General features: G+C 69.8%; 16 protein-coding genes and 7 tRNA genes. 3 read left to right on the forward strand and 20 right to left on the reverse strand.

Features of this window, described 5'->3' with window-relative positions:
• The 17 genes from VF794_RS06895 to VF794_RS06975 all read right to left on the reverse strand — a co-directional run.
• The coding region (locus tag VF794_RS06895; RefSeq protein WP_331108386.1) for an efflux RND transporter periplasmic adaptor subunit at positions 1–837 on the reverse strand (837 nt) is incomplete at its 3' end.
• A 99-nt stretch (positions 838–936) separates the two neighbouring features.
• Positions 937–3,765 (reverse strand): AAA family ATPase, encoded by a 2,829-nt coding sequence (locus VF794_RS06900; protein WP_331108387.1) that lies wholly within the window; start codon positions 3,763–3,765, stop codon positions 937–939.
• Positions 3,766–3,901: 136 nt separating this feature from the next.
• Positions 3,902–4,108 (reverse strand): hypothetical protein, encoded by a 207-nt coding sequence (locus VF794_RS06905; RefSeq protein ID WP_331108388.1) that lies wholly within the window; start codon positions 4,106–4,108, stop codon positions 3,902–3,904.
• 247 nt (positions 4,109–4,355) lie between these two features.
• Positions 4,356–4,898, reverse strand: a complete 543-nt coding sequence (locus tag VF794_RS06910; protein WP_331108389.1) for an HNH endonuclease — start codon at positions 4,896–4,898, stop codon at positions 4,356–4,358.
• Between the two features lie 24 nt (positions 4,899–4,922).
• Positions 4,923–4,997: transfer RNA gene (locus tag VF794_RS06915), tRNA-Leu, on the reverse strand.
• 21 nt (positions 4,998–5,018) lie between these two features.
• A tRNA-Val gene (locus VF794_RS06920) sits at positions 5,019–5,091 on the reverse strand.
• Between the two features lie 178 nt (positions 5,092–5,269).
• Positions 5,270–5,755: a hypothetical protein gene (locus VF794_RS06925; protein WP_331108390.1), complete on the reverse strand. Its 486-nt coding sequence runs from the start codon at positions 5,753–5,755 to the stop codon at positions 5,270–5,272.
• Positions 5,756–6,592: 837 nt separating this feature from the next.
• Positions 6,593–6,665 (reverse strand) — tRNA-Phe (locus VF794_RS06930).
• Between the two features lie 12 nt (positions 6,666–6,677).
• A tRNA-Met gene (locus VF794_RS06935) sits at positions 6,678–6,749 on the reverse strand.
• A 7-nt stretch (positions 6,750–6,756) separates the two neighbouring features.
• Positions 6,757–6,830, reverse strand: a tRNA-Pro gene (locus VF794_RS06940).
• A 14-nt stretch (positions 6,831–6,844) separates the two neighbouring features.
• Positions 6,845–6,912: transfer RNA gene (locus VF794_RS06945), tRNA-Lys, on the reverse strand.
• An 83-nt stretch (positions 6,913–6,995) separates the two neighbouring features.
• Positions 6,996–7,080 (reverse strand) — tRNA-Tyr (locus VF794_RS06950).
• Between the two features lie 300 nt (positions 7,081–7,380).
• On the reverse strand, positions 7,381–7,977 hold the full coding sequence (locus tag VF794_RS06955; RefSeq protein ID WP_331108391.1) for a hypothetical protein: 597 nt from the start codon (positions 7,975–7,977) through the stop codon (positions 7,381–7,383).
• A 50-nt stretch (positions 7,978–8,027) separates the two neighbouring features.
• The gene (locus VF794_RS06960; protein WP_331108392.1) at positions 8,028–8,606 is read right to left on the reverse strand and encodes a HesA/MoeB/ThiF family protein; all 579 of its coding nucleotides are present in this window, start codon (positions 8,604–8,606) and stop codon (positions 8,028–8,030) included.
• Positions 8,607–8,618: 12 nt separating this feature from the next.
• Positions 8,619–8,864 carry a hypothetical protein gene (locus VF794_RS06965; protein ID WP_331108393.1) on the reverse strand — a complete coding sequence of 82 codons (246 nt, stop codon included), beginning with the start codon at positions 8,862–8,864 and terminating at the stop codon, positions 8,619–8,621.
• Between the two features lie 50 nt (positions 8,865–8,914).
• Positions 8,915–9,760, reverse strand: a complete 846-nt coding sequence (locus VF794_RS06970) for a DUF1684 domain-containing protein (protein ID WP_331108394.1) — start codon at positions 9,758–9,760, stop codon at positions 8,915–8,917.
• Between the two features lie 218 nt (positions 9,761–9,978).
• Complete coding sequence (locus VF794_RS06975; protein WP_331108395.1) at positions 9,979–10,452, reverse strand: hypothetical protein; 474 nt, start codon at positions 10,450–10,452, stop codon at positions 9,979–9,981.
• Between the two features lie 350 nt (positions 10,453–10,802).
• On the opposite strand from VF794_RS06975, the gene VF794_RS06980 reads away from it, so the two are divergent.
• Complete coding sequence (locus VF794_RS06980) at positions 10,803–11,441, forward strand: DUF2231 domain-containing protein (RefSeq protein WP_414640879.1); 639 nt, start codon at positions 10,803–10,805, stop codon at positions 11,439–11,441.
• A gap of 29 nt (positions 11,442–11,470) precedes the next feature.
• Complete coding sequence (locus tag VF794_RS06985; protein WP_331108397.1) at positions 11,471–13,864, forward strand: glycoside hydrolase family 31 protein; 2,394 nt, start codon at positions 11,471–11,473, stop codon at positions 13,862–13,864.
• A 4-nt stretch (positions 13,865–13,868) separates the two neighbouring features.
• Here VF794_RS06985 and VF794_RS06990 read toward each other — a convergent pair whose 3' ends face one another.
• The 3 genes from VF794_RS06990 to VF794_RS07000 are packed head-to-tail and all read right to left on the reverse strand — an operon-like array spanning position 13,869 to position 16,950.
• Positions 13,869–14,240, reverse strand: coding sequence for a hypothetical protein (locus tag VF794_RS06990; protein WP_331108398.1), 372 nt, complete (start codon positions 14,238–14,240; stop codon positions 13,869–13,871).
• 9 nt (positions 14,241–14,249) lie between these two features.
• Positions 14,250–15,161 (reverse strand): hypothetical protein, encoded by a 912-nt coding sequence (locus VF794_RS06995; protein ID WP_331108399.1) that lies wholly within the window; start codon positions 15,159–15,161, stop codon positions 14,250–14,252.
• A 16-nt stretch (positions 15,162–15,177) separates the two neighbouring features.
• On the reverse strand, positions 15,178–16,950 hold the full coding sequence (locus tag VF794_RS07000) for a vWA domain-containing protein (RefSeq protein ID WP_331108400.1): 1,773 nt from the start codon (positions 16,948–16,950) through the stop codon (positions 15,178–15,180).
• Between the two features lie 276 nt (positions 16,951–17,226).
• Here VF794_RS07000 and VF794_RS07005 point away from each other — a divergent pair.
• On the forward strand, positions 17,227–17,453 hold a 227-nt coding region (locus VF794_RS07005), incomplete at its 3' end, for an Ig-like domain-containing protein (protein WP_331108401.1).

Raw genomic sequence — 17,453 nt, forward strand, 5'->3', positions numbered from 1 at the left:
CCGGACGGCGTCATGGGGAGCGAGCAGGGTGGCCATCGCGAACACCATTCGAGAGGGGGCGTCCACCTCGGGGGAGATGCTCTCGAGCCTGCCAGGAAGCTGCTTGCCCAGGGCGGGGAGATAGATGTTCACCGGGAGGCCGGCGGTGGCCTTGCCGCTGAGCCCTTCCGGAATCGCGAAGCGCACCCGGAACCCGCCCGCCTGGATGAGCCGGAGGATGGGCCTGCCGGCCTGGACCCGGGTACCGGGATCCAGGTAACGCATCGCCACCACACAGTCGAAGGGCGCGCGGAACTCCGCCTCCCCGAGTCGCTGGCGGATCTGCAGGAGCGCCGCTCGACGCTCCTGGATGCGCGCTCGCGCGGAGGCCACCTGGGCGAGCGCGGTCTTCTCCGCGTATTTCGCCTGGGAGATCTCATCGGCCGAGAGGGCGCCCGAGGGGGGCTTCAGGTAGCGCTGGAGCCGCTCGGCGGCCTCGTTCGCCCCCAGCTCGGCCCGGTTCCGCTCGGCCTCCGCCTGTTCGAGCAGGGCTTGAGCCATCAGCTCCTCGCTTCGCAACGGCTCCAGCGCCATGTTGCCCAGCACCGTCCCCGCCTTGAGCCGATCCCCCGGCTGGACGCCGATGCGAGCCAGCTGGCCCTCGAAGGGGGCACTGAGCTCCACCGCCTCGTTGGCGAGCACCACCCCGAGGAAGGACTCACCCTGGGCGGGCTCGGAAGGTGAGGGCTCGGGGCCGGGAGCCTGTCCTACCGGAGGCGTGTTTCCCCGCTGCTGTTCAGTCGGGTCGGAGCATCCAGCCAGTATCGAGAAACCAAGCAACGCAGCCATGGCGCGCATGCCGGAGAGGTTTTGCCTCCCCCGGCGAGAGCGTCAATCTCAGCTCCCCCTCCTGGTCCGGCGCACGTCGTACCCTGGACGGATGAAGGCCAGGGTCGCTCAGCCCGTGACGGAAGGGGTGCCCCCAGGGGGGGGACGGGAGATCCACGCGGCGATGAAGACGTCCAGCTCGCCGCGCAGCACGTCCTTCACGCGCGGAGTGCCGGCGCCCGTGCGCGGGTCCTCGACCCGGGCGCTTCGGCCCAGGTGGTAGCGCCGGGCCTCGTCGGCGGTGTGGCTGCCTCCCTGGCCCTTCACCACCCGCGAGGCGATGTCCTTCATCTCGAGCAGCTCGCCCGCGCCCGCCAGCGTCATCATCCGGCCCGTCGTCTCGTCCCGCACCGTCACTTCCGTCTTCACCCGCGCGAGGAACGTGCCCTCGTGCCGCCTCACCTCGCGGCCCTCGACGTCCAGACTCTCCTCGTCCTCCACGGGCCCGCCCCGGTGCACCCGCACGTAGGCGCGCTGGCGCTTGTCGTCGTCGATGCGCCGGTGCAGGCCCGCCTCGCCCGCCAGGTAGCCATAGGCCCCGGGCCCGGCGATCCGCACCACCACCCGGAAGGGCTCCTCCGCCTCGGCCACCGCCGTGGCCTCGTAGCCGCGCCGCTCCGCCCAGCCGAGGTACATGGAGGCAAGCTCCTGCACCCAGGCGTCCTGTCCCTCGCCCGTCTCGCTCGCGCAGATGTCCACCAGCGCCTCGTCGCCGTGGTCCGAGGCACCCGCGGCTCCCAGCACCTCGGCCATCTGCACCTCGCGCGCTACGTCCTCCACCTGCTTCGCCGCCGACGCGAGCTGGGCCTCGCCCTTCGCCTCGCGCACCAGTCGCCGCGCGAAGGTGGCTCGCTCTTCCAGCCGGTCGAGCTCGTTGAGTTGCGCCTCCACCTCGCGGAAGGCCCGCAGCGTCGACGCCGCGCGCTGCGGGTCGTCCCACAGGTTGGGCGCCTGCGTCGCCGCCAGCAGCTCCGTCCGCCGCTCCTCCAGCCTCGGCCGGTTCGCCGACACCGACAGCGCCCGCGAGCGGCCCACCAGCCGGTCCATCTCGCTGAGCAGCGACTTCTTGTCCAGCCGCCGCTTCACCGCCGACACCGACTTCTCCGTGGGCAGCGAGAGCTGGGCCGTCTCCTCGCGCGGGCGCGGGGCCAGCTCGGCCACCGCCACCACCTTGCCTCCCGGGCGGATCTCCACCCGCACCGGTGCCCCGGGCGGCAGCGGCCGCCGGGCGATCTCCACCGCCAGGGCCGCCGTGAGCGTCTTCTCGATCTCTCGCTGCAGGTAGCGCGCGCCGAACTGCGGCGAGTAGCCCCGCTCCACCAGCAGGTCCACCACCGCGGGCGTCACTTCCACGTCCAGCCCGCGTGCCCGGATGCCCTCGCGCTCCAGCACCCGGCCCACCTCGCGCTGGGCAATCTTGCGGATCTCCACCTTCGTCAGCGGCTGGAAGTGGCAGATGGCGTCGAAGCGGTTGAGGAACTCGGGGCGGAAGGCCTCGGCGATGCGCCGGTCCACCTCGGTGATGAGCTCCTCGGGGCGGCGCGAGCCCATGAAGCCGATGGCCGGCTCGCGGTACACCTCGGCGCCTACGTTGGACGTGGCCACGATGACGGTGTTGTTGCAGGAGATGATCTCTCCCGCGCCGTTGACGAAGGTGCCTTCGTCGAAGAGCTGGAGGAAGCGGTCGTGCACGCTGCGCGCCGCCTTCTCGAACTCGTCGAGCAGCAGCACGGTGAACACCTTGCCCTCCAGCAGCGCCGTCAGCTCGCCGCGCTTCGTCTCCACCGCGGGGGCCCAGGAGGCGCCGAAGGGGACGCTCTCGTCACCGTCATTGGGGAAGTCCGCCATGTTGAGGCGGACGAGCCTGTCCTGCGAGCCGAAGAGGTACTCGGCCAGCAGCTTGGCGAGCTGCGTCTTGCCCACGCCGGTGGGGCCGGCGAAGAGGAACACGCCCAGCGGCCGGCGCGGGTCGTTGAGCCCCGCCTTGAGCAACGCCACCGAGCGCAGCACGGCCTGCACCGCGTCCGTCTGGCCCAGGAGCCGCTCTCCGAAGAAGCGCTCCGTCTCCTCCAGGTCCAGCGCCATCGCGTCGTCCACGATGAAGCGCGGCAGCCGGGTGGTGGCGCAGAAGCGGGTGAGGACGTCCTCGGGGCCCACACGGTCCTTGGCCGCGCCAACGGACTCCGCGGCCGTCTCCTTGAGCAGCTCGATCGCCTTGCGCGGCAGCCGCTGCGCCAGGAGGAACTTGGAGGCCAGTCGGAGCGTCAGGTCGCACGCCGCCGGGTCGATGGGCAGGTGCAGCTCGCGCTCCAGCTCCTCGGCCACGCGGCCCAATATCCACCGGGCCCGTTCGGCGGGTGGCTCGTTCAGGGGCACCAGGTGGAGCCGCTCGGAGAAGGCCTCGTCCGCGCGCAGCAGCTCCTGCACGCGCTTGGGCTCGGTCTCGAAGATGAAGCGGATGCCCCCCATGCGCAGGGCGCGGAAGGCCACGGGGGCCAGCGGTCCGCCGATGACCGCGGGCAGGTCCCGGATGTAGACGATGGGGCAGGGGTGCCGGCTCAACCAGCCGAGCAGCTCCTCGAAGGACTCCGCCGCCTGGCGCTGGGTGCTGCGCGCGAGGATGTTGGCGACGGACACCTCCACCATGCGCCCGTTGGCCAGCTCCGCGTCCACACGGCCCTCGGCGATGCGGCGCGCCACCTCCTGCACCACGGCGGACTTGCCCACGCCGGGCTCTCCAGAGAGCAGCGGGTGCTTGCCCCCACGCGTGAGCAGGCCCAGCACTTCCGTCACTGGACCGTCCACCCCATGCGCCGCCGACAGCTTCCCCTCGCGCGCCAGCGCGGTGAGATCGCGGTCGATGAGACGCTCGTTGTCCTCGCTCTTCCTCGTGGCCATGGTCGGGAACGCCTCGCGGGCGCAGGGGACACTCTAGCGTGCTGAATCGCGGTGGTGGACTCCAGCCTGATGGCCGGAGTCACTCAGCGGCCCCTGGTCGCGCGGGCGCATGCCCGCCCTGGCACCGAGGCGCCGTTCAGCACTCGGCGACGGGGTGCCCCCAGGGGTTGTAGGCCGGCGTCTGTCGCAGCAGGGCCTCCAACTGGTGGGCCCGGGTGCTGACGCTCTCGGGGCGGGGGGAGGGGAGGAGGTCGGACTTCGCCGTGACGCTCAAGCGCGCCGCCTGATGTGCGAGGTTCTGCTCCACCTCCGGAGACCACTGACTGAACTCGAGCCATTCCATGTACGTCCTCCGCGTAGGGGTGATTGCGTGCAGCGCGCATCCATGCATCCGTCGCGTGGGTGGGTTCACTACGCCGCGCGTCAGGGCGGGTCTGGAATGACGGATTCCCAACCTTCCCCGGAACACACGTCTAGAACATGCCGGCAGCAGTTCCCGCCTGCCGGCGCGCGGGGCGTACGGGCCGGGGAACGCCTCTGGCGTTCCCCTTCGGCTGGGGCCACCTCTGGCGTCCCCCACCACCCGCCGCTCACTCCTGCAACTCCGTGTGCCAGTACGCGACGTCACGGAGGAACTTCCGCCACGAGATGGGCATGCCCTTCTCGTAGGCGAAGGTGAGCTGCACCAGGCCCGGGAGCTTGCGAGGCTTCACGGGAGAGGAGAGCAGCGCCATCCCCGCCTGCTGGGGCGTGCGGCCTCCCTTCTTCTGGTTGCAGGGCACGCACGCGATCACGATGTTCTCCCAGGTGGTGCGGCCGCCCTGGGCCCGGGGCACGACGTGGTCGTACGTGGCCTCGGGGCGCGACACCTTCCGGTTGCAGTACTGGCACCGGCAGCCATCGCGCATGTAGACGTTGTCGCGGCTGAACTTGATGCCGCGCCCCTTGCGCCGCTCGCCGCGCAGGAAGCGGATGACAGAAGGCATCCGGATCTCCAGGGTGACGGAGCGGATGAGGCGGTCGTCGTACTCCTCGACCACCTCGACCTTGCCCTGCCACAGCAGCATCATCGCGCGCTGCCAGGAGATCCGTGCCACGGGCTCGTACGACTGGCTGAGGACCAGTGTCTCCATGACTCGGGTTTCCTACTTGGGGGAAGTCCGCGGCGAGAGTCGAACTCGCACGTGAGCTGGGTTTGAGCCAGCCGCCTCTCCCGATTGGGCCACGCGGACGGGTTGGGGAGCCTGGTGCAGTACACGCCCTGGGGATCGAACCCAGCGAGTCTGGTGTGTGAGACCAGTGCCGTCTCCAGCTGGCTCGGCGTGCAAAGGAAAGCTGAGGAAGTGCCCCGGTCGGGTTCGAACCGACGACCCCCGATTTACGAAGCCGGAGGGGCCGTTTCGTGCCCGCCCCACACGTTTTCAGAGACGCGCACCGTGATTTTTCCTGACTGAGCCTGCCCCGGTTTTGTGGCTCTTCCGGCCCGGCCCCGCCGTCGATCACATCATCGAGGAGGGGGGCGCGGCACGCGGGCCACCTTCTTCGCGTGCGCGATGGCCTCCAAGTGTTCCTGCCGCAGGGGACGATCTCGACGAAGCCGGAGCGCTCTCTGCTCCGCGTCCTCCAACATGTCCCACGCTTGGCGGGCTTGACGAGGGAAGCGGTGAAGTGACTGCACGTAGAGGCAGGCGACGTGAATGCGCATCCCTAGATTGCGGAAGCCGAGTTGCTGGAGCCGACGAATCCATCGCCCGAACTCCTTCCACGGCATCCTCTCGCCGTATGCCTCGGTGAGGATGGTCTTCGCGATGATTTGCTGCACCGCAAGGCGCTGGGCTGAGGTCTTTGCTCTCTGAATCCACCGCCTCTCCAGCTTCAGGAGTTCGCGTTTGTAATCCTCGTAGGGCGCCGTGGCTTCGATCAGCCTCAAGAAGAGGAGATCTATCTCACGGCCAAACGTAGGGGAGCGCTCCTGGCTTGGGGTTTTCATGCTCAAGCTCCAGGACAGGGCTTGTCGTTGGCTTGCCACGGCCAGAACCCGTGACGCATACAGGCGTCATAGCATGCTTGACACTGGGTCTCCCCTTTCTTCCGACCCTTGATGCTGTCACCTCCGGCGCGGATGCACTTCGCGTAATGCGGTCGACATATGTCTTTTTCCCACTGTTCCCTCTCCTCCTGCATCGGAAGATCGGGGATCGGCGCGGTTTCTGCCTCGGGGAGTCCTGCCTCCGTCCGTCCTGGTAACAGCCGGTTCGGTTGTGACTGAGGGGTCGGCGGAGTCACGGCCGCGCACCGTTCGTACTCGCCGGGGTGTTCTTTCAAGCAGCATGAGACCGTGTTGTCGGTCGGATTGCACTCGCCAACGTGTGCGCATCCCGCCGCTGCCAGGAGGAGCAGACATACGGCGAAGAGAATCGGGCGGCACAGTTGGCCGCAACCGGCGACACGGGATTGTTGCATGACCGACTCCAGGGGCCGCGCGGGGGCTGCCTGGGTTATCGGAGGGACGACCGCCGTAGTTGCTTCCTCGCAGGCGACGCTCGACGCGGCGCATCGGTCGTCAGGGAGAAGATCCACCAGCGCGTGACCAAAGCCCCGGCCCCTCGTGGAGCCGGTTCCTCGGGAACTGCGCCATGGAACTGCGCCACAGCGGGGCTCTTCGTCACGGACCGGAAACACTGCGGTTTACGAAATCGGTGCTGCTACCAGCTGAGCTACAGGGGCGAGTACAGGCCGCCGAGGAGTTGAACCCCGCCCGCCCGGATTTGGAGTCCAGGCTGCTCCCGGAGCGCGGCCTACGACATGTACAGCGGGTGCTACGGAGTGCCGTCCCCAGGAATCGAACCCGGTCCTCCCGTGCTTCAGACGGGCGCGCGGACCACCTACGCCAGGACGGCATGATGAAGAAGTCGCGGAGCAGGGAGTCGAACCCTGCGGCCCAGGCTTATGAGACCCAGTGGGACGTCCGGTCCCACTCCGCATGAAGAATCTGGGTGACAGGATTTGAACCTGCGGCCTCACGGACCCGAACCGTGCGCTCCACCAAATTGAGCTACACCCAGTCAATCAAGGACAGCTCCACAGGAGGGACTCGAACCCTCGCCGGCCGCTTAAGAGGCGGCTGCTCTACCCGTGAGCTACGGAGGTGTGTGCCGCCTCTCATGAGGGCAGGCGGCGCTTCACCACTGCGATTCAGTTGTCGGAGAGCCAGATACGTCCACTGCGAATGGGGAGGCTGGGAGTTGAACCCAGTGGGCCCTGTCGGGCTTCGGCTCTACAGGCCGACGCGTCTCCGTAACGCTCTACGTCCCCGGATGGTGGAGGCTGGAAACCCGCCTCTCGCATTCGGGAGGCGGAACGTCAGAAGAGGCCAGGAAATCGCCAGTCGAAGGACCCGCGGAAGCGGAGACCGACGACGGGATACAACGGGTACCGCGACCGCGAGTGGGGAGCGGGACTGACGTGCACGTTGGCGAAACCGGTCTGTCCAGGCTGCTTCGGATTCATCGTGCTCGGCTTCATCATCGTTCGCATCGTCACCGCTCCTTTCATGGGTAATTGACGCGAGGTTTCCGGATTCCTGACGGGCTATTTCCGGGGGATGTTTTTCCCTCAGAAGGCCACGCCAATGGCCAGGCGCGGATTGGGGACGAGCTTCACCTGGATGGCCTCCTCCTCGGTGGACTCGAGGTCCGGCACCGCGCGGTATTGGGCCGAGAGCCCCGCCGCGATGGTCAGGCGGTTGAAGAACACCAGGGTCCACCCGACGCTCCCGCCAAACCCCAGCCCGAAGCCCTTGCTCAGCACTCCCTCCCGACGCTCGCGCAGGTAGTCCACACCGGCCTCGGGTCCGAAGTAGATGCCGCTCGGGGCCTTTCCGAGCACGAAGATCCGCGCCCCGAGGGTGCCTCCCAGCGCCAGTTCCCAGGAGCGCTTCGAGCGCCCATAGGCGAACTCGGGGGCGACATAGAGAGAGAAGCCCCGGCCGAAGGCATGCTCGTACTCGACGCCGAGCCGCTCGTCCTTGAGGGCCAACGGGTTGAGCGTGAAGGTGTTGCGGGCCCCCAGGTCCTCGGGGGGCGGGGTCTTGGGCTTCCCGATGTTCGACAACCAGTCGTGGATCCGGGTGGCCACGTCGCCCTCCGCCAACGCTACCCGCGGGCTGAGGACACAGAGGGAAGAGAGGAGCAGCAGCGCGGTACGGTTCATGGCGTCCATCTGGCCATGAAGGCCGGGGCTCGCCAACCCCGAGGAGTGACTCAGATGGTGGTGGGTGTCACCGCCACGAGGCTCACCATGGCGTCGCGGCGGGTGCCGTGCTTCACGAAGTCCTGCACGGCCCGGGCGAGTGTGGCGCCGAGCTGGCCGATGAGGGGCAGGTGGGCCCCGCCCTCACAGGTGGCCTGGCCTACCGTGTCCTCTGCGTCCGGGACGAAGCGCTCGTCCCAGCGCACCAGCCCGAAGGTGCCGTCCGCCGCCAGCGCTCCGTGCACCAGCGGCTTGTCCGCGCCCCGCGCGAAGCCGCTCAGCAGCAGGCGGCTCTCCTGGTTGTCGAAGCAATCGATGAGCAGGTCCGCGCTCCCGCACAGCGCCGCCACGTTGTCGCGCGTCACCCGCACGCCGAAGGCCTCGGCCTTCACCCCGTGCAGGTTGAGAAGCTGGAGCTTGAGCGCCTCCGCCTTGTTCTTGCCCACCGAGGGCTTCACGAAGGCCTGCGCCAGCAGGTTCTTCGACTCCACCCGGTCGAAGTCGATGAAGACGAGCGTGGCCTCCAGGTTGCGGCACAGCACCGCCGCCGTGGAGCCGATGGCTCCCACCCCGCAGAAGATGATGCGCATGGGCGGCCCTCCTCACGCCCCGAAGGGCACCTTGGGCCGCAGGTAGATGCGATCCTCGCCCCGGGGCCCGCGGAACCGGTCCACCACGTAGAGGTTGAAGGCGTCCTCGCGCAGGTGGGCGAGGTGCAGCCCCGGCACCCCGCCGGAGCGCACCACCTCCACCGCGATGCGCCGCACGTCCACGTCCGACACCGGGCCGTCCAACTCCAGGGGCACGTCCGAGGACATGCCATTGTAGGTGATGTTCAGCGTCGCCATTTCACGTCTCCTCTCGCTGGGGGACGTGGGGGAGGCGGTATTCCTGACGCTCAGTGGTCGCCGTAGCGCTTCTCGCCGGCCTCCACGTTCAGCTTCAACCGGTTCTGCGGCGGCGGCAGCGGGCACGTCGCGTAGGGCGAGAAGGCGCACGGGGGGTTGTAGGCGCGGTTGAAATCCAGCACCACCTTCCCGTCCTTCGGCAGGTCCGTGTACAGGAAGCGGCCCGCCCCGTACGTCTCCGTCCGGTTGGTCTGGTCCGCGAAGATGATGAAGAACTGGTTGGCGCCGCGCTCCTGCACCGGGTCCAACCGGTACTCCTGGCCATTCACCGTGAAGACGATGGTGCCCGGTGAGGTCATCTCGTCCACCGTGCCCATCACCGTGGGAATGGACACCGTCCGAGGCGTGGTCGCCGGCTCGAAGCGGCCCTCGATGCGCCAGGCGGCGCTCACCGGGTAGGTGGGGATGCCGTGGAATTTCTTGCGCGCCTCCGCCTCCGTGTCCTTCACCCGGATGCCGAGCTGCTCGCCGCGGCGGATGGCGTAGAAGCGCAGCGTCCCCAGCGAGAGCACGTCCTTCTGGCCCTCGGCCTCGGGGCTCAGCTCCCCTCCAGAGAAGGGCTGGCCGTCCTTGAGGAGGGAGACGCCCGGCGCGACGGCCAGCGTCACCTTGCCCCCCTTGAGGGTGAGGGTGCCGATGCGGGCCGGCGTCCCGGCGGGGAAGATGAAGTGGTTGTCCTCCGCCGAGCCGAAGGGGTTGTCGCCTTCCTTCAGCCAGTGCAGGCCCACCAGGGAGAGCCAGCCGTCCGCGGACGTGAGGCCCTCGATGCGCTTCTGGTGCCAGGCGCGGGTCGCCAACTCGAGGTCGGAGGGCTTCGTCTCGGAGGTCTTGGTCATGGGGGGCTTCGCGGCATTCGTGGAGGGGGGAGCCGCGACCGTGGGGGAGGCGAACGCCAGCGTGGAGAGGGTGAGCAGACGAGCAATTCGCATGGCCCGACGATGACAAGACCTCCCGGCTTCGTCCATCGCTTGTGCGTCCAGGGAGCGGCCAGGGGAGCGGGCCCCGTGAGGCTCGACCCCTCCCATCGTCAGCATGCGACGGGAGGGGAAGGCGCCTAGCGGCGGGTGGTGCGTTTGGCGGTGGCGGTCTTCGCGGCGCCCCGCTTGGTGGCTGGAGCGCGAGCCGGGGCCGCGGTCTTCGCGGTGGCGCGCCGGGCCGCGGTCTTCTGGGCCGGCCCCGTCTTCTTGGTGGGGCCCTTCTTCTGCGAGGCCGACGGCTTGCGGCCGCCCACCTTGGGCTCGGTCCTCCAGCCCTCCTTCTCGTTGAACCTGCTACCCGGGGTCTTCTTCTTCGCGGCCGCCTTCTTGGCGGGAGCGGGACGCTTCTTCTCCGGCTTGCGCTTGGCGACGCTGCGGCCCTTCATGGCCGGCCCTGGAGGGCCCGTCTTGCCCATCTTCCGCCGGGCACCGGGCTGCCCTGTGGGCGTCACCGAGGCGGGGGCCTGGCCCGCCGGGTTGGCGGTGGGGGCGATCATCTCGGCCGTGTTCTGCTGCTCGGCCTCTTGCGGCGGTCGTGACTCCATCGACATTCAGTGCTCCTCCTGAAGGTGAGCGAGTCGAAGACTAGTCACTGTGCGCCAGCACCCAAGCGTCATCGAGACGGAGTGCGCTCCACACGACGAATGCGAGGGTCTCGGGAGGCGCTGGAGCCCGAGAATCGGGCCTCGGAGCGGATCGAGGCACGTGGGAGCCGTTCACGCGCGGCCTCTTTGACAAGGGGCGCGGCGCCTCGCCTGCCCCTCCCCGTGGATGCACCTCCGCTCGGGGCTCGTGCGCGGAGGTGGACAGGCGGGCGGGTTGTCCCGGGAGCCTCGCGCCCCAAGGTTCCTCCCAGGTTCCCAGCACGAGGAGGAAGCCCAGGGAGACGCGCGTTCACGAGCTGCACCCGACGTTGATCCACGCGCCGCTGGTGTTGCTGCCCACCACGGTCATCGTCGACCTGGCGGCCACGTTCAGTGGGGACCGACACCTGGACAGGGCGGGCCGGACGCTGTGGTGGGGCATCGTCGGGAGCGGGCTGCTGGCGGGGGTGGCTGGCATGGCCGCCTCCCAGGAGGTGAAGGCGGACAAGCAGCCGCGGGACATGATGCTGCTGCACGGCCTGGGCAACGTCACCCTCGTGCTGGGCGCCGTCGGGGTCGCCATGTGGCGCGCGAGCCACCGTGCCTCGCTGTTCTCCAACCTCGTGGGCCTGGGCGCGTTCGCCTTCGCCTCCTACACCGGCTGGCTGGGCGGCGAGATGGTGTACACGCACGGCGTGGGCGTGAAGGAGCTCACCATGAAGGACGAGGAACTGGACCAGCTCAGCCCGCGCCTGTTCTCGCGCCAGGCGCCTGTCCGGATCCTGCGCGATGCGGTGAAGGGCCTCGGCTGGCTGCTGGGCCGTGCCCGCCGGGTCTTCTCCGGCTCCGAGTTGCTCGACCCCGGCGCGTACGGTGTGAAGGCCCTCGAGCCGCGGCGGGAGGGCCAGCCTCCGGTCAAGCAGGGCGGCTCCCGTCCCGAGCTCCGCCCGGTGTGAGAAGCGCGGCATTCCCATTCTGAGGGCCCATGCGCCTGGAAGATGTCTCCGTCGAACCGACCCGTGTCACCTTCTGGGGCCCTCGGGCCGCGCTGGAGGTGCGTTGTCCCCTGCCGGGCGTGCTGCGGCTGCGGCACGTCCCCACCCTCTGGTACAACGCGCACGTGCCCCGCGAGCTCGCGCCCAAGCAGTCCTGGGCCGTCGTGGGGGCCCGGGAGCTGCCGCTCTCCGTGCGCCGCGAGTCGGGCCGGGTGGTGGTGACGGCGGAGGGGCTCTCGCTGGAAGTGGCGCTCCCCCGGGGCACCTGGAGCCTGCGCGATGCCCAGGGCCATGCCCTCGCCCGCTGCGAGGACTTCTCCGGCGAGGCCACGTCCGACTACCCCGTGAGCCGCTTCCGCTCGCGGCTCGCCCTGCACGCGCCGACGGACGAGGCCTGGCTGGGCTTCGGCGAGAAGGTGGGGGCGCTCGACAAGCGCGGCCTCCACTTCGTCTTCTGGAACACGGACGTGGTGCCGCACCACCCGGACACGGATCCGCTCTACCAGTCCATTCCCTTCTTCCTCGGCCTGCGGCAGGGCCAGGCCTGGGGCTTCTTCCTCGACGAGTCGTGGCGCTCGGAGGTGGACGTGGCCGCCGAGGACGCCTCGCTGGTGCAGTGGGAGTGCTCCGGGCCCGAGCTGGACACCTACCTCTTCGCGGGGCCGCTGCCCGAGGACGTGGTGCGGCGCTACACGGAACTCACCGGGCGCCCGCCGCTGCCTCCGCTGTGGAGCCTGGGCGCTCAGCAGTCCCGCTGGGGCTACGAGAACGCGGGCGACATCCGCGCCGTCATCCAGGGCTACCGCGCGCACCGCCTGCCGCTGGACTGCATGTACCTCGATATCGACTACATGCAGGCCTACAAGGTCTGGACGTGGGACCGCACCCGCTACCCGGACCCGGCGGGGCTCGCGCGCGAGGCCGCGGCCCAGGGTGTCCGGCTGGTCACCATCGTCGACCCGGGGGTGATGGCCGAGCCGGGCTACCCCGTCTATGACGAGGCGCTCGCCCAGGATTTCCTGGTGCGCAACGACCGGGGAGACGTGCTGCTGGGCGAGGTATGGCCCCGGCCGGCCGTCTTCCCGGACTTCTCACGCGAGGAGGTGCGGCGCTGGTGGGGTCGCTGGCACAAGGGCTTCCTGGACGTGGGCGTGTCGGGCTTCTGGAACGACATGAACGAGCCGGCGTGCTTCTCGCTGAAGAACGCGCGGGAGACCTTCAACATCATGACGGCCGCGTGCGAGGACCTGGGGAAGGTGGAGGGGCCCACCCTGCCGCACGACGCGCGGCATGGGAGCCGGCGCCACCTGGAGGTACACAACGTCTACGCGCTCGGCATGGCGCGGGGGGCGTACGAGGGGCTGCGGGAGCTCGCGCCCGAGCGGCGGCCCTTCCTCCTCACCCGGGCGGGCTTCGCCGGCATCCAGCGCTATGCCGCGGTGTGGACGGGGGACAACTCCAGCTACTGGTCGCATCTGGAACTCTCCCTCACCATGTTGCTGGGGCTGGGCCTGTCCGGCGTGGCCTTCACGGGCGTGGACGTGCCCGGCTTCCTTGGTCGCGCGACCGGGGAGATGCTGGTGCGGTGGATGCAGGCGGGCGTCTTCTATCCGCTGCTGCGCAACCACTCGGCGAAGGGGACCTCGCCCCAGGAGCCCTGGCGCTTCGGCGAGCCGTACCTCTCCCTCACGCGCGAGTGTCTGGAGCGGCGCTACCGGCTGCTGCCCACGCTCTACTCGCTGATGCACGAGGCCTCGGTGGAGGGGCTGCCCGTGATGCGCCCGCTCGTCATGTACGCGCCGGGGGACGTGGAGGCACTGCGCGCGGAGGACGCGTTCCTCTTCGGGAAGGATCTGCTCGTGGCGCCGGTGGTGCGCCAGGGCCAGACGCGGCGACTGGTGTACCTGCCAGAGGGACGGTGGCTCCCGCTCTTCAACCTCGACGCCCCGGGCGAGATGATCGAGGGTGGCCAACACGTCATCGCCGAGGCGCCGCTGGACACGGTACCGCTGTGGCTGCGCGAAGGGGGCGCGCTGGCCCTCACCGAGCCCGCGCTCCACACCACCTCGGCGAACTGGCCCCGGCTCACCTGGCACCTCCACGCGGCGGAGCGGGTGGAGGCGCGTCTGTACGAGGACGCGGGCGAGGGCTACGGCGCGTCGCGCCTGACGCGACTCTCCGGAGGGCTGACGGGGGACCGCTTCGTGCTCGAGCGGAGCACGGAGGGCACGCTGCCGCTGGCGCGCGACACGGAGACGTTGCGCGTGTACGGGCTGCCAGCGCCCAAGGAAGTGATCGGCGCGCGCGAGCACCACGTGCGGGACGGGGTGCTCGAGCTCACGATGGAGGCCGGGTGGCGGCGGCTGGAGGTGATCCCGTTGTAGTCGACTACAACGGAGCGGAGGTGTGGGCCCGCATTCCAGAGTCGGCGCGCAGGAGCGCGGTCCAGGCGGGCTCCTCCGTCACGAAAACATCGCGCCCGTCCGCGCGCACCACCATGCCCTCGGGCGCCACCACCGAGAAGCGCACGGGCCGCCCGAGCGCCGCGGTGAGCGCCTCCATCGTCGTCTCGTCCTCGGCGCTGAAGCCCAGCGGTCCCACCGGGTGGCTGTGCGCGATCTCCTCCAACTCCGCGCGCAGCCGCCAGATGGCCTCCCAGCGCACGCGCGAGTCCGGCAGCCAGACGGGGCTGTTCGACGCATCGCTCCACAGCACCGTCCCGTCACGGCCGATGAGCAGGCACACCTCGCGCAGGTTCATGGGAAGACCTCACGCGTGCCGGGTGATGACCAGCACGTCGTTCCTGATGGCCTCGCGGATGACCGACGGCAGGCTCTCCAGCGTCACCTGCCTGTCCGACCCCGCGAGGCAGATGCCCGCGTCCACCACCTGCAGAGAGCCCACCTCCACGATGCTGATGAAGCGCTCGCCCATGAAGCCGAACGTCACCTCGAGCCGCCCGTTCCCCAGCCGCCGCGTGTCGAGCAGTCGCGCCCCCGCCGCCTCCAGCGCCCGCTCCACCCACACCGCTCCCTGGGCCTGTCGCTCCAGGGCCCGTGGCTGGACGCGCGGCTGTGCGCGCACGTGGGCCGCGCGCTCGGTGGCCAGTGCCCGCAGCCACGCCTCGGCCGCGGCATGGCCTCCCTCGGCCACGGCCAGCACCTGGCCACGCACCTCGGGCGCGGAGAAGCGGAGGCCGAGCGCGCGCGCGGCACCCTCCAGCACCGCGTAGCCGAAGGCCGCCCGCAGCGAGGCCGGCACGGCCTTCACCTCCACCAGCGTCCGGCCCTCCTCCAGCATGAGGCGCACGGTGCCCTCGGCCTCACCCTCGAAGTCGACTCCCTCGAAGACGAGCGTCCCGTCATGCCAGCGCCGGGCGCGCAGCGGTGAGAAGCGCGGCGGCTCCTCCTCGGGGAGGAGTTGCACCGGCTCGGCCACCGCGCCCTCGCGCACCAGCCGCGTGCCCCACAAGTGGCCCCGCACGAGCGGGAGCCCGTCGAGGCCTGTCGGCTCGGCCGGCTCCCGCGCGGTGGCGGTGCGCCCCTGGACGTCGAAGCGCCACCAGCCCGGAGCGGGCGGCGTGGACACGCGGAGGCGCCGAGAGGCCGCGTCGACGGAGGCCCCGCCGAAGTAGGGCAGCACCTCCGACTCCACCTTCCCGAGGAACTTCCGGTAGTCCACGACACCCACTCCTCTCTCACGCCACCTTCAGCAGCGGCGTGCGCATCACCCGCTCGACCCAGCCGGACTGGCTGGCCACGGCCGCCTTCGGCGCGTCCATCAGCGCCTTGAGCACCCGGGGGACCTGGTACGGGTCATCGAACTGGTCCACCGACACCTCACTGAACGGCACCTTCAGCTGCCCCGCGCACGTGCGCACGGTGTTGCCCCGGTTGGCGGCGCTGGCCACACTCACCAGCATCGCCATGGCGGCCACGGTGTAGCCGCACTCGCGGAAGGCCCGGGCGAGCTGGTCACCCGCCTCACCCGCCTCGTCACCCACCACCATGACGACGAGCTTCGCCTCCGCCGGCACCCGCACTCCCGCCCGGTGCAGCGCCTGCACACCGGCCGCGTGCGCCGTGCCTCCCGACGCGCGAATCCCCTGGAGCATGTGCTGCACCGCCATCCGGCTCGCGGCCTTGGGGGTGAGCACCGTGCCCATCGTGTCGAACGTCGCGATGTGCAGCTTCTCCAGCGGGAAGCCCGCGAGGATGCGCGACAGCGCCTCCTTGGACTGCTCGATGGCACCCTCCATGGAGCCGGACTTGTCGATGAGGAACATCACCCTCACGTCCGTCTCCGCTGTCGCCTCCGCCACCGCCGCCTTCGCCGCGTTGTCGCTCGCCTCCTCCAGCTTCGCCTTGAGCTCCTGGCTGCGGACGTTCTTCACGATGTGGAGCGCCCGCTGGTCGGTCGCCGTCCGCACCGCCTTCTCCCAGCGCGCGCGGATGGTGGAGTCCGACAGCAACCCCAACTCCTCGAGCGTGGGCGTCAGCATGCGCAAGTCCCTGTCCGACAGCGAGGGCAGCAGCGCCGCCATGATGGCCGGCGTCAGGCCCAGGTCCTTGGGCAACCGGCCCACCACCTCCTTGAAGGAGAGACGCTCCAGCTCTATCCACTCGCAGATCTCCGCCTCCGAGAGCCCATCGAAGCGCTCCCGCTTGACCAGGTTCAGCCCCTCCAGGCCCACCGAGCGGTGGCCCGCGTCCGCCTGCTTCTGCTTCCAGCCGAGCACCTCGAAGAAGGCCTGCGTCACCGGCTTGTAGCCGGCCTTGCGGGCGATCTTCTTCAGCGTCTCCTTGTAGCCGGCCTTCACGAGGCCCTGGAGCATGGGCAGGTTCTGTTCACGCAGACGCAGCCAGCGCGTGGCGACGCTCCTCCACCGGCCGAGGGGGGGCTTGCGGGACGCGGGGTCACCGAAGCCGGCCTCGCGGTTGAGGCGGGCGATCTCCGGGTTCTCGAGCAGCTCTGCCACTCGCAGCACCGCCTTGGGCGTGAGCATGCGCGTGGACTTGCGCTCATAGTGGAGGACCATGGCCTCGCCGATGGCGCGGAAGTCGTCGTCGTGGAACGCGATGGAGCCGTCGTCGTCGCGGACGGGCTGTCCGGAGTGGCTCTGCACGAGCATCAGCGCGCACGTGGCCACCTTGAGGTCACGCCAGTCCGTCTGTGTGAGCGCGTAGGACGCGAAGTGCGCCATCAGGTCCGTGTTGAGCTGGTAGATGTGCAGGAGCTGGCGGTAGAGCCGCACCGCGGCGGGGACGAAGAGGCCCGGCTGGACCGGGGTACCCCGACGGGCGATGACCTCGCTGGCGCCCTGGGCCGCATGCCAGACGCCGTTCACGTCCAGGCCGGGGCGGTTGTGCCACAGGTGCGCGGAGCTTCCGAGCACCAGGTCCAGGAGCTTCTCCGCCGGGCCGCGCTGGGCCTCGGGAAGCGTGGGGGTGGTCGGGTTGTGCGTGGTCATGTTCCCCTCCAAGGGCGTGCGCCCGTTCTGGGGAGAGGGACGGAGGGCGCCGCCGTTCCTGACGGGGCCCCCTGTCCTTCAGGTGTTGCCCACATGTATGTGCGCAGCGCCCGCCGGCCTGCCTTGACAGTCTCGATCGCCGAGTTACGTTGGTTGCACTTCCCTCCCTCGGCGAGTCTCGCTCCGGGCAACGGATTCAGTTCCACGAACCGCTTTGTCACGCTGGCTGCGTACTTCGCCGCGTGCCTGGTTCTTCCCCCCACTCCAGAGCAATCCATGTCCTCGCCTCTCGCAGGTCTTCGCCACCCGTCCGTCCACAGCCACGCCACGCGCCTCGTTCTCGCGCTGCTCACCCTCACCATCGCCGCCTGCGGCGGCTCCGAGGGCTCCGAGTCCGCCCCGGGCCTCACCACCACGTTCCCCTCGGACGGCGCCAGCGCCGTGGCCCTCAACACCCGGGTGTTGGCCACCTTCGACATGGCGATGGATCCGCTGACGGCGAG

The organism is Archangium sp., assembly GCF_036389735.1.
In the GTDB taxonomy this organism is placed as follows: Bacteria; Myxococcota; Myxococcia; order Myxococcales; family Myxococcaceae; genus Archangium.

Coding starts and splice junctions, on each gene's coding strand:
- VF794_RS06900 (WP_331108387.1), bottom strand. CDS start 3,765: ATGGCCACGAGGAAGAGCGAGGACAACGAGCGTCTCATCGACCGCGAT.
- VF794_RS06905 (WP_331108388.1), bottom strand. CDS start 4,108: ATGGAATGGCTCGAGTTCAGTCAGTGGTCTCCGGAGGTGGAGCAGAAC.
- VF794_RS06910 (WP_331108389.1), bottom strand. CDS start 4,898: ATGGAGACACTGGTCCTCAGCCAGTCGTACGAGCCCGTGGCACGGATC.
- VF794_RS06925 (WP_331108390.1), bottom strand. CDS start 5,755: ATGAAAACCCCAAGCCAGGAGCGCTCCCCTACGTTTGGCCGTGAGATA.
- VF794_RS06955 (WP_331108391.1), bottom strand. CDS start 7,977: ATGAACCGTACCGCGCTGCTGCTCCTCTCTTCCCTCTGTGTCCTCAGC.
- VF794_RS06960 (WP_331108392.1), bottom strand. CDS start 8,606: ATGCGCATCATCTTCTGCGGGGTGGGAGCCATCGGCTCCACGGCGGCG.
- VF794_RS06965 (WP_331108393.1), bottom strand. CDS start 8,864: ATGGCGACGCTGAACATCACCTACAATGGCATGTCCTCGGACGTGCCC.
- VF794_RS06970 (WP_331108394.1), bottom strand. CDS start 9,760: ATGACCAAGACCTCCGAGACGAAGCCCTCCGACCTCGAGTTGGCGACC.
- VF794_RS06975 (WP_331108395.1), bottom strand. CDS start 10,452: ATGTCGATGGAGTCACGACCGCCGCAAGAGGCCGAGCAGCAGAACACG.
- VF794_RS06985 (WP_331108397.1), top strand. CDS start 11,471: ATGCGCCTGGAAGATGTCTCCGTCGAACCGACCCGTGTCACCTTCTGG.
- VF794_RS06990 (WP_331108398.1), bottom strand. CDS start 14,240: ATGAACCTGCGCGAGGTGTGCCTGCTCATCGGCCGTGACGGGACGGTG.
- VF794_RS07000 (WP_331108400.1), bottom strand. CDS start 16,950: ATGACCACGCACAACCCGACCACCCCCACGCTTCCCGAGGCCCAGCGC.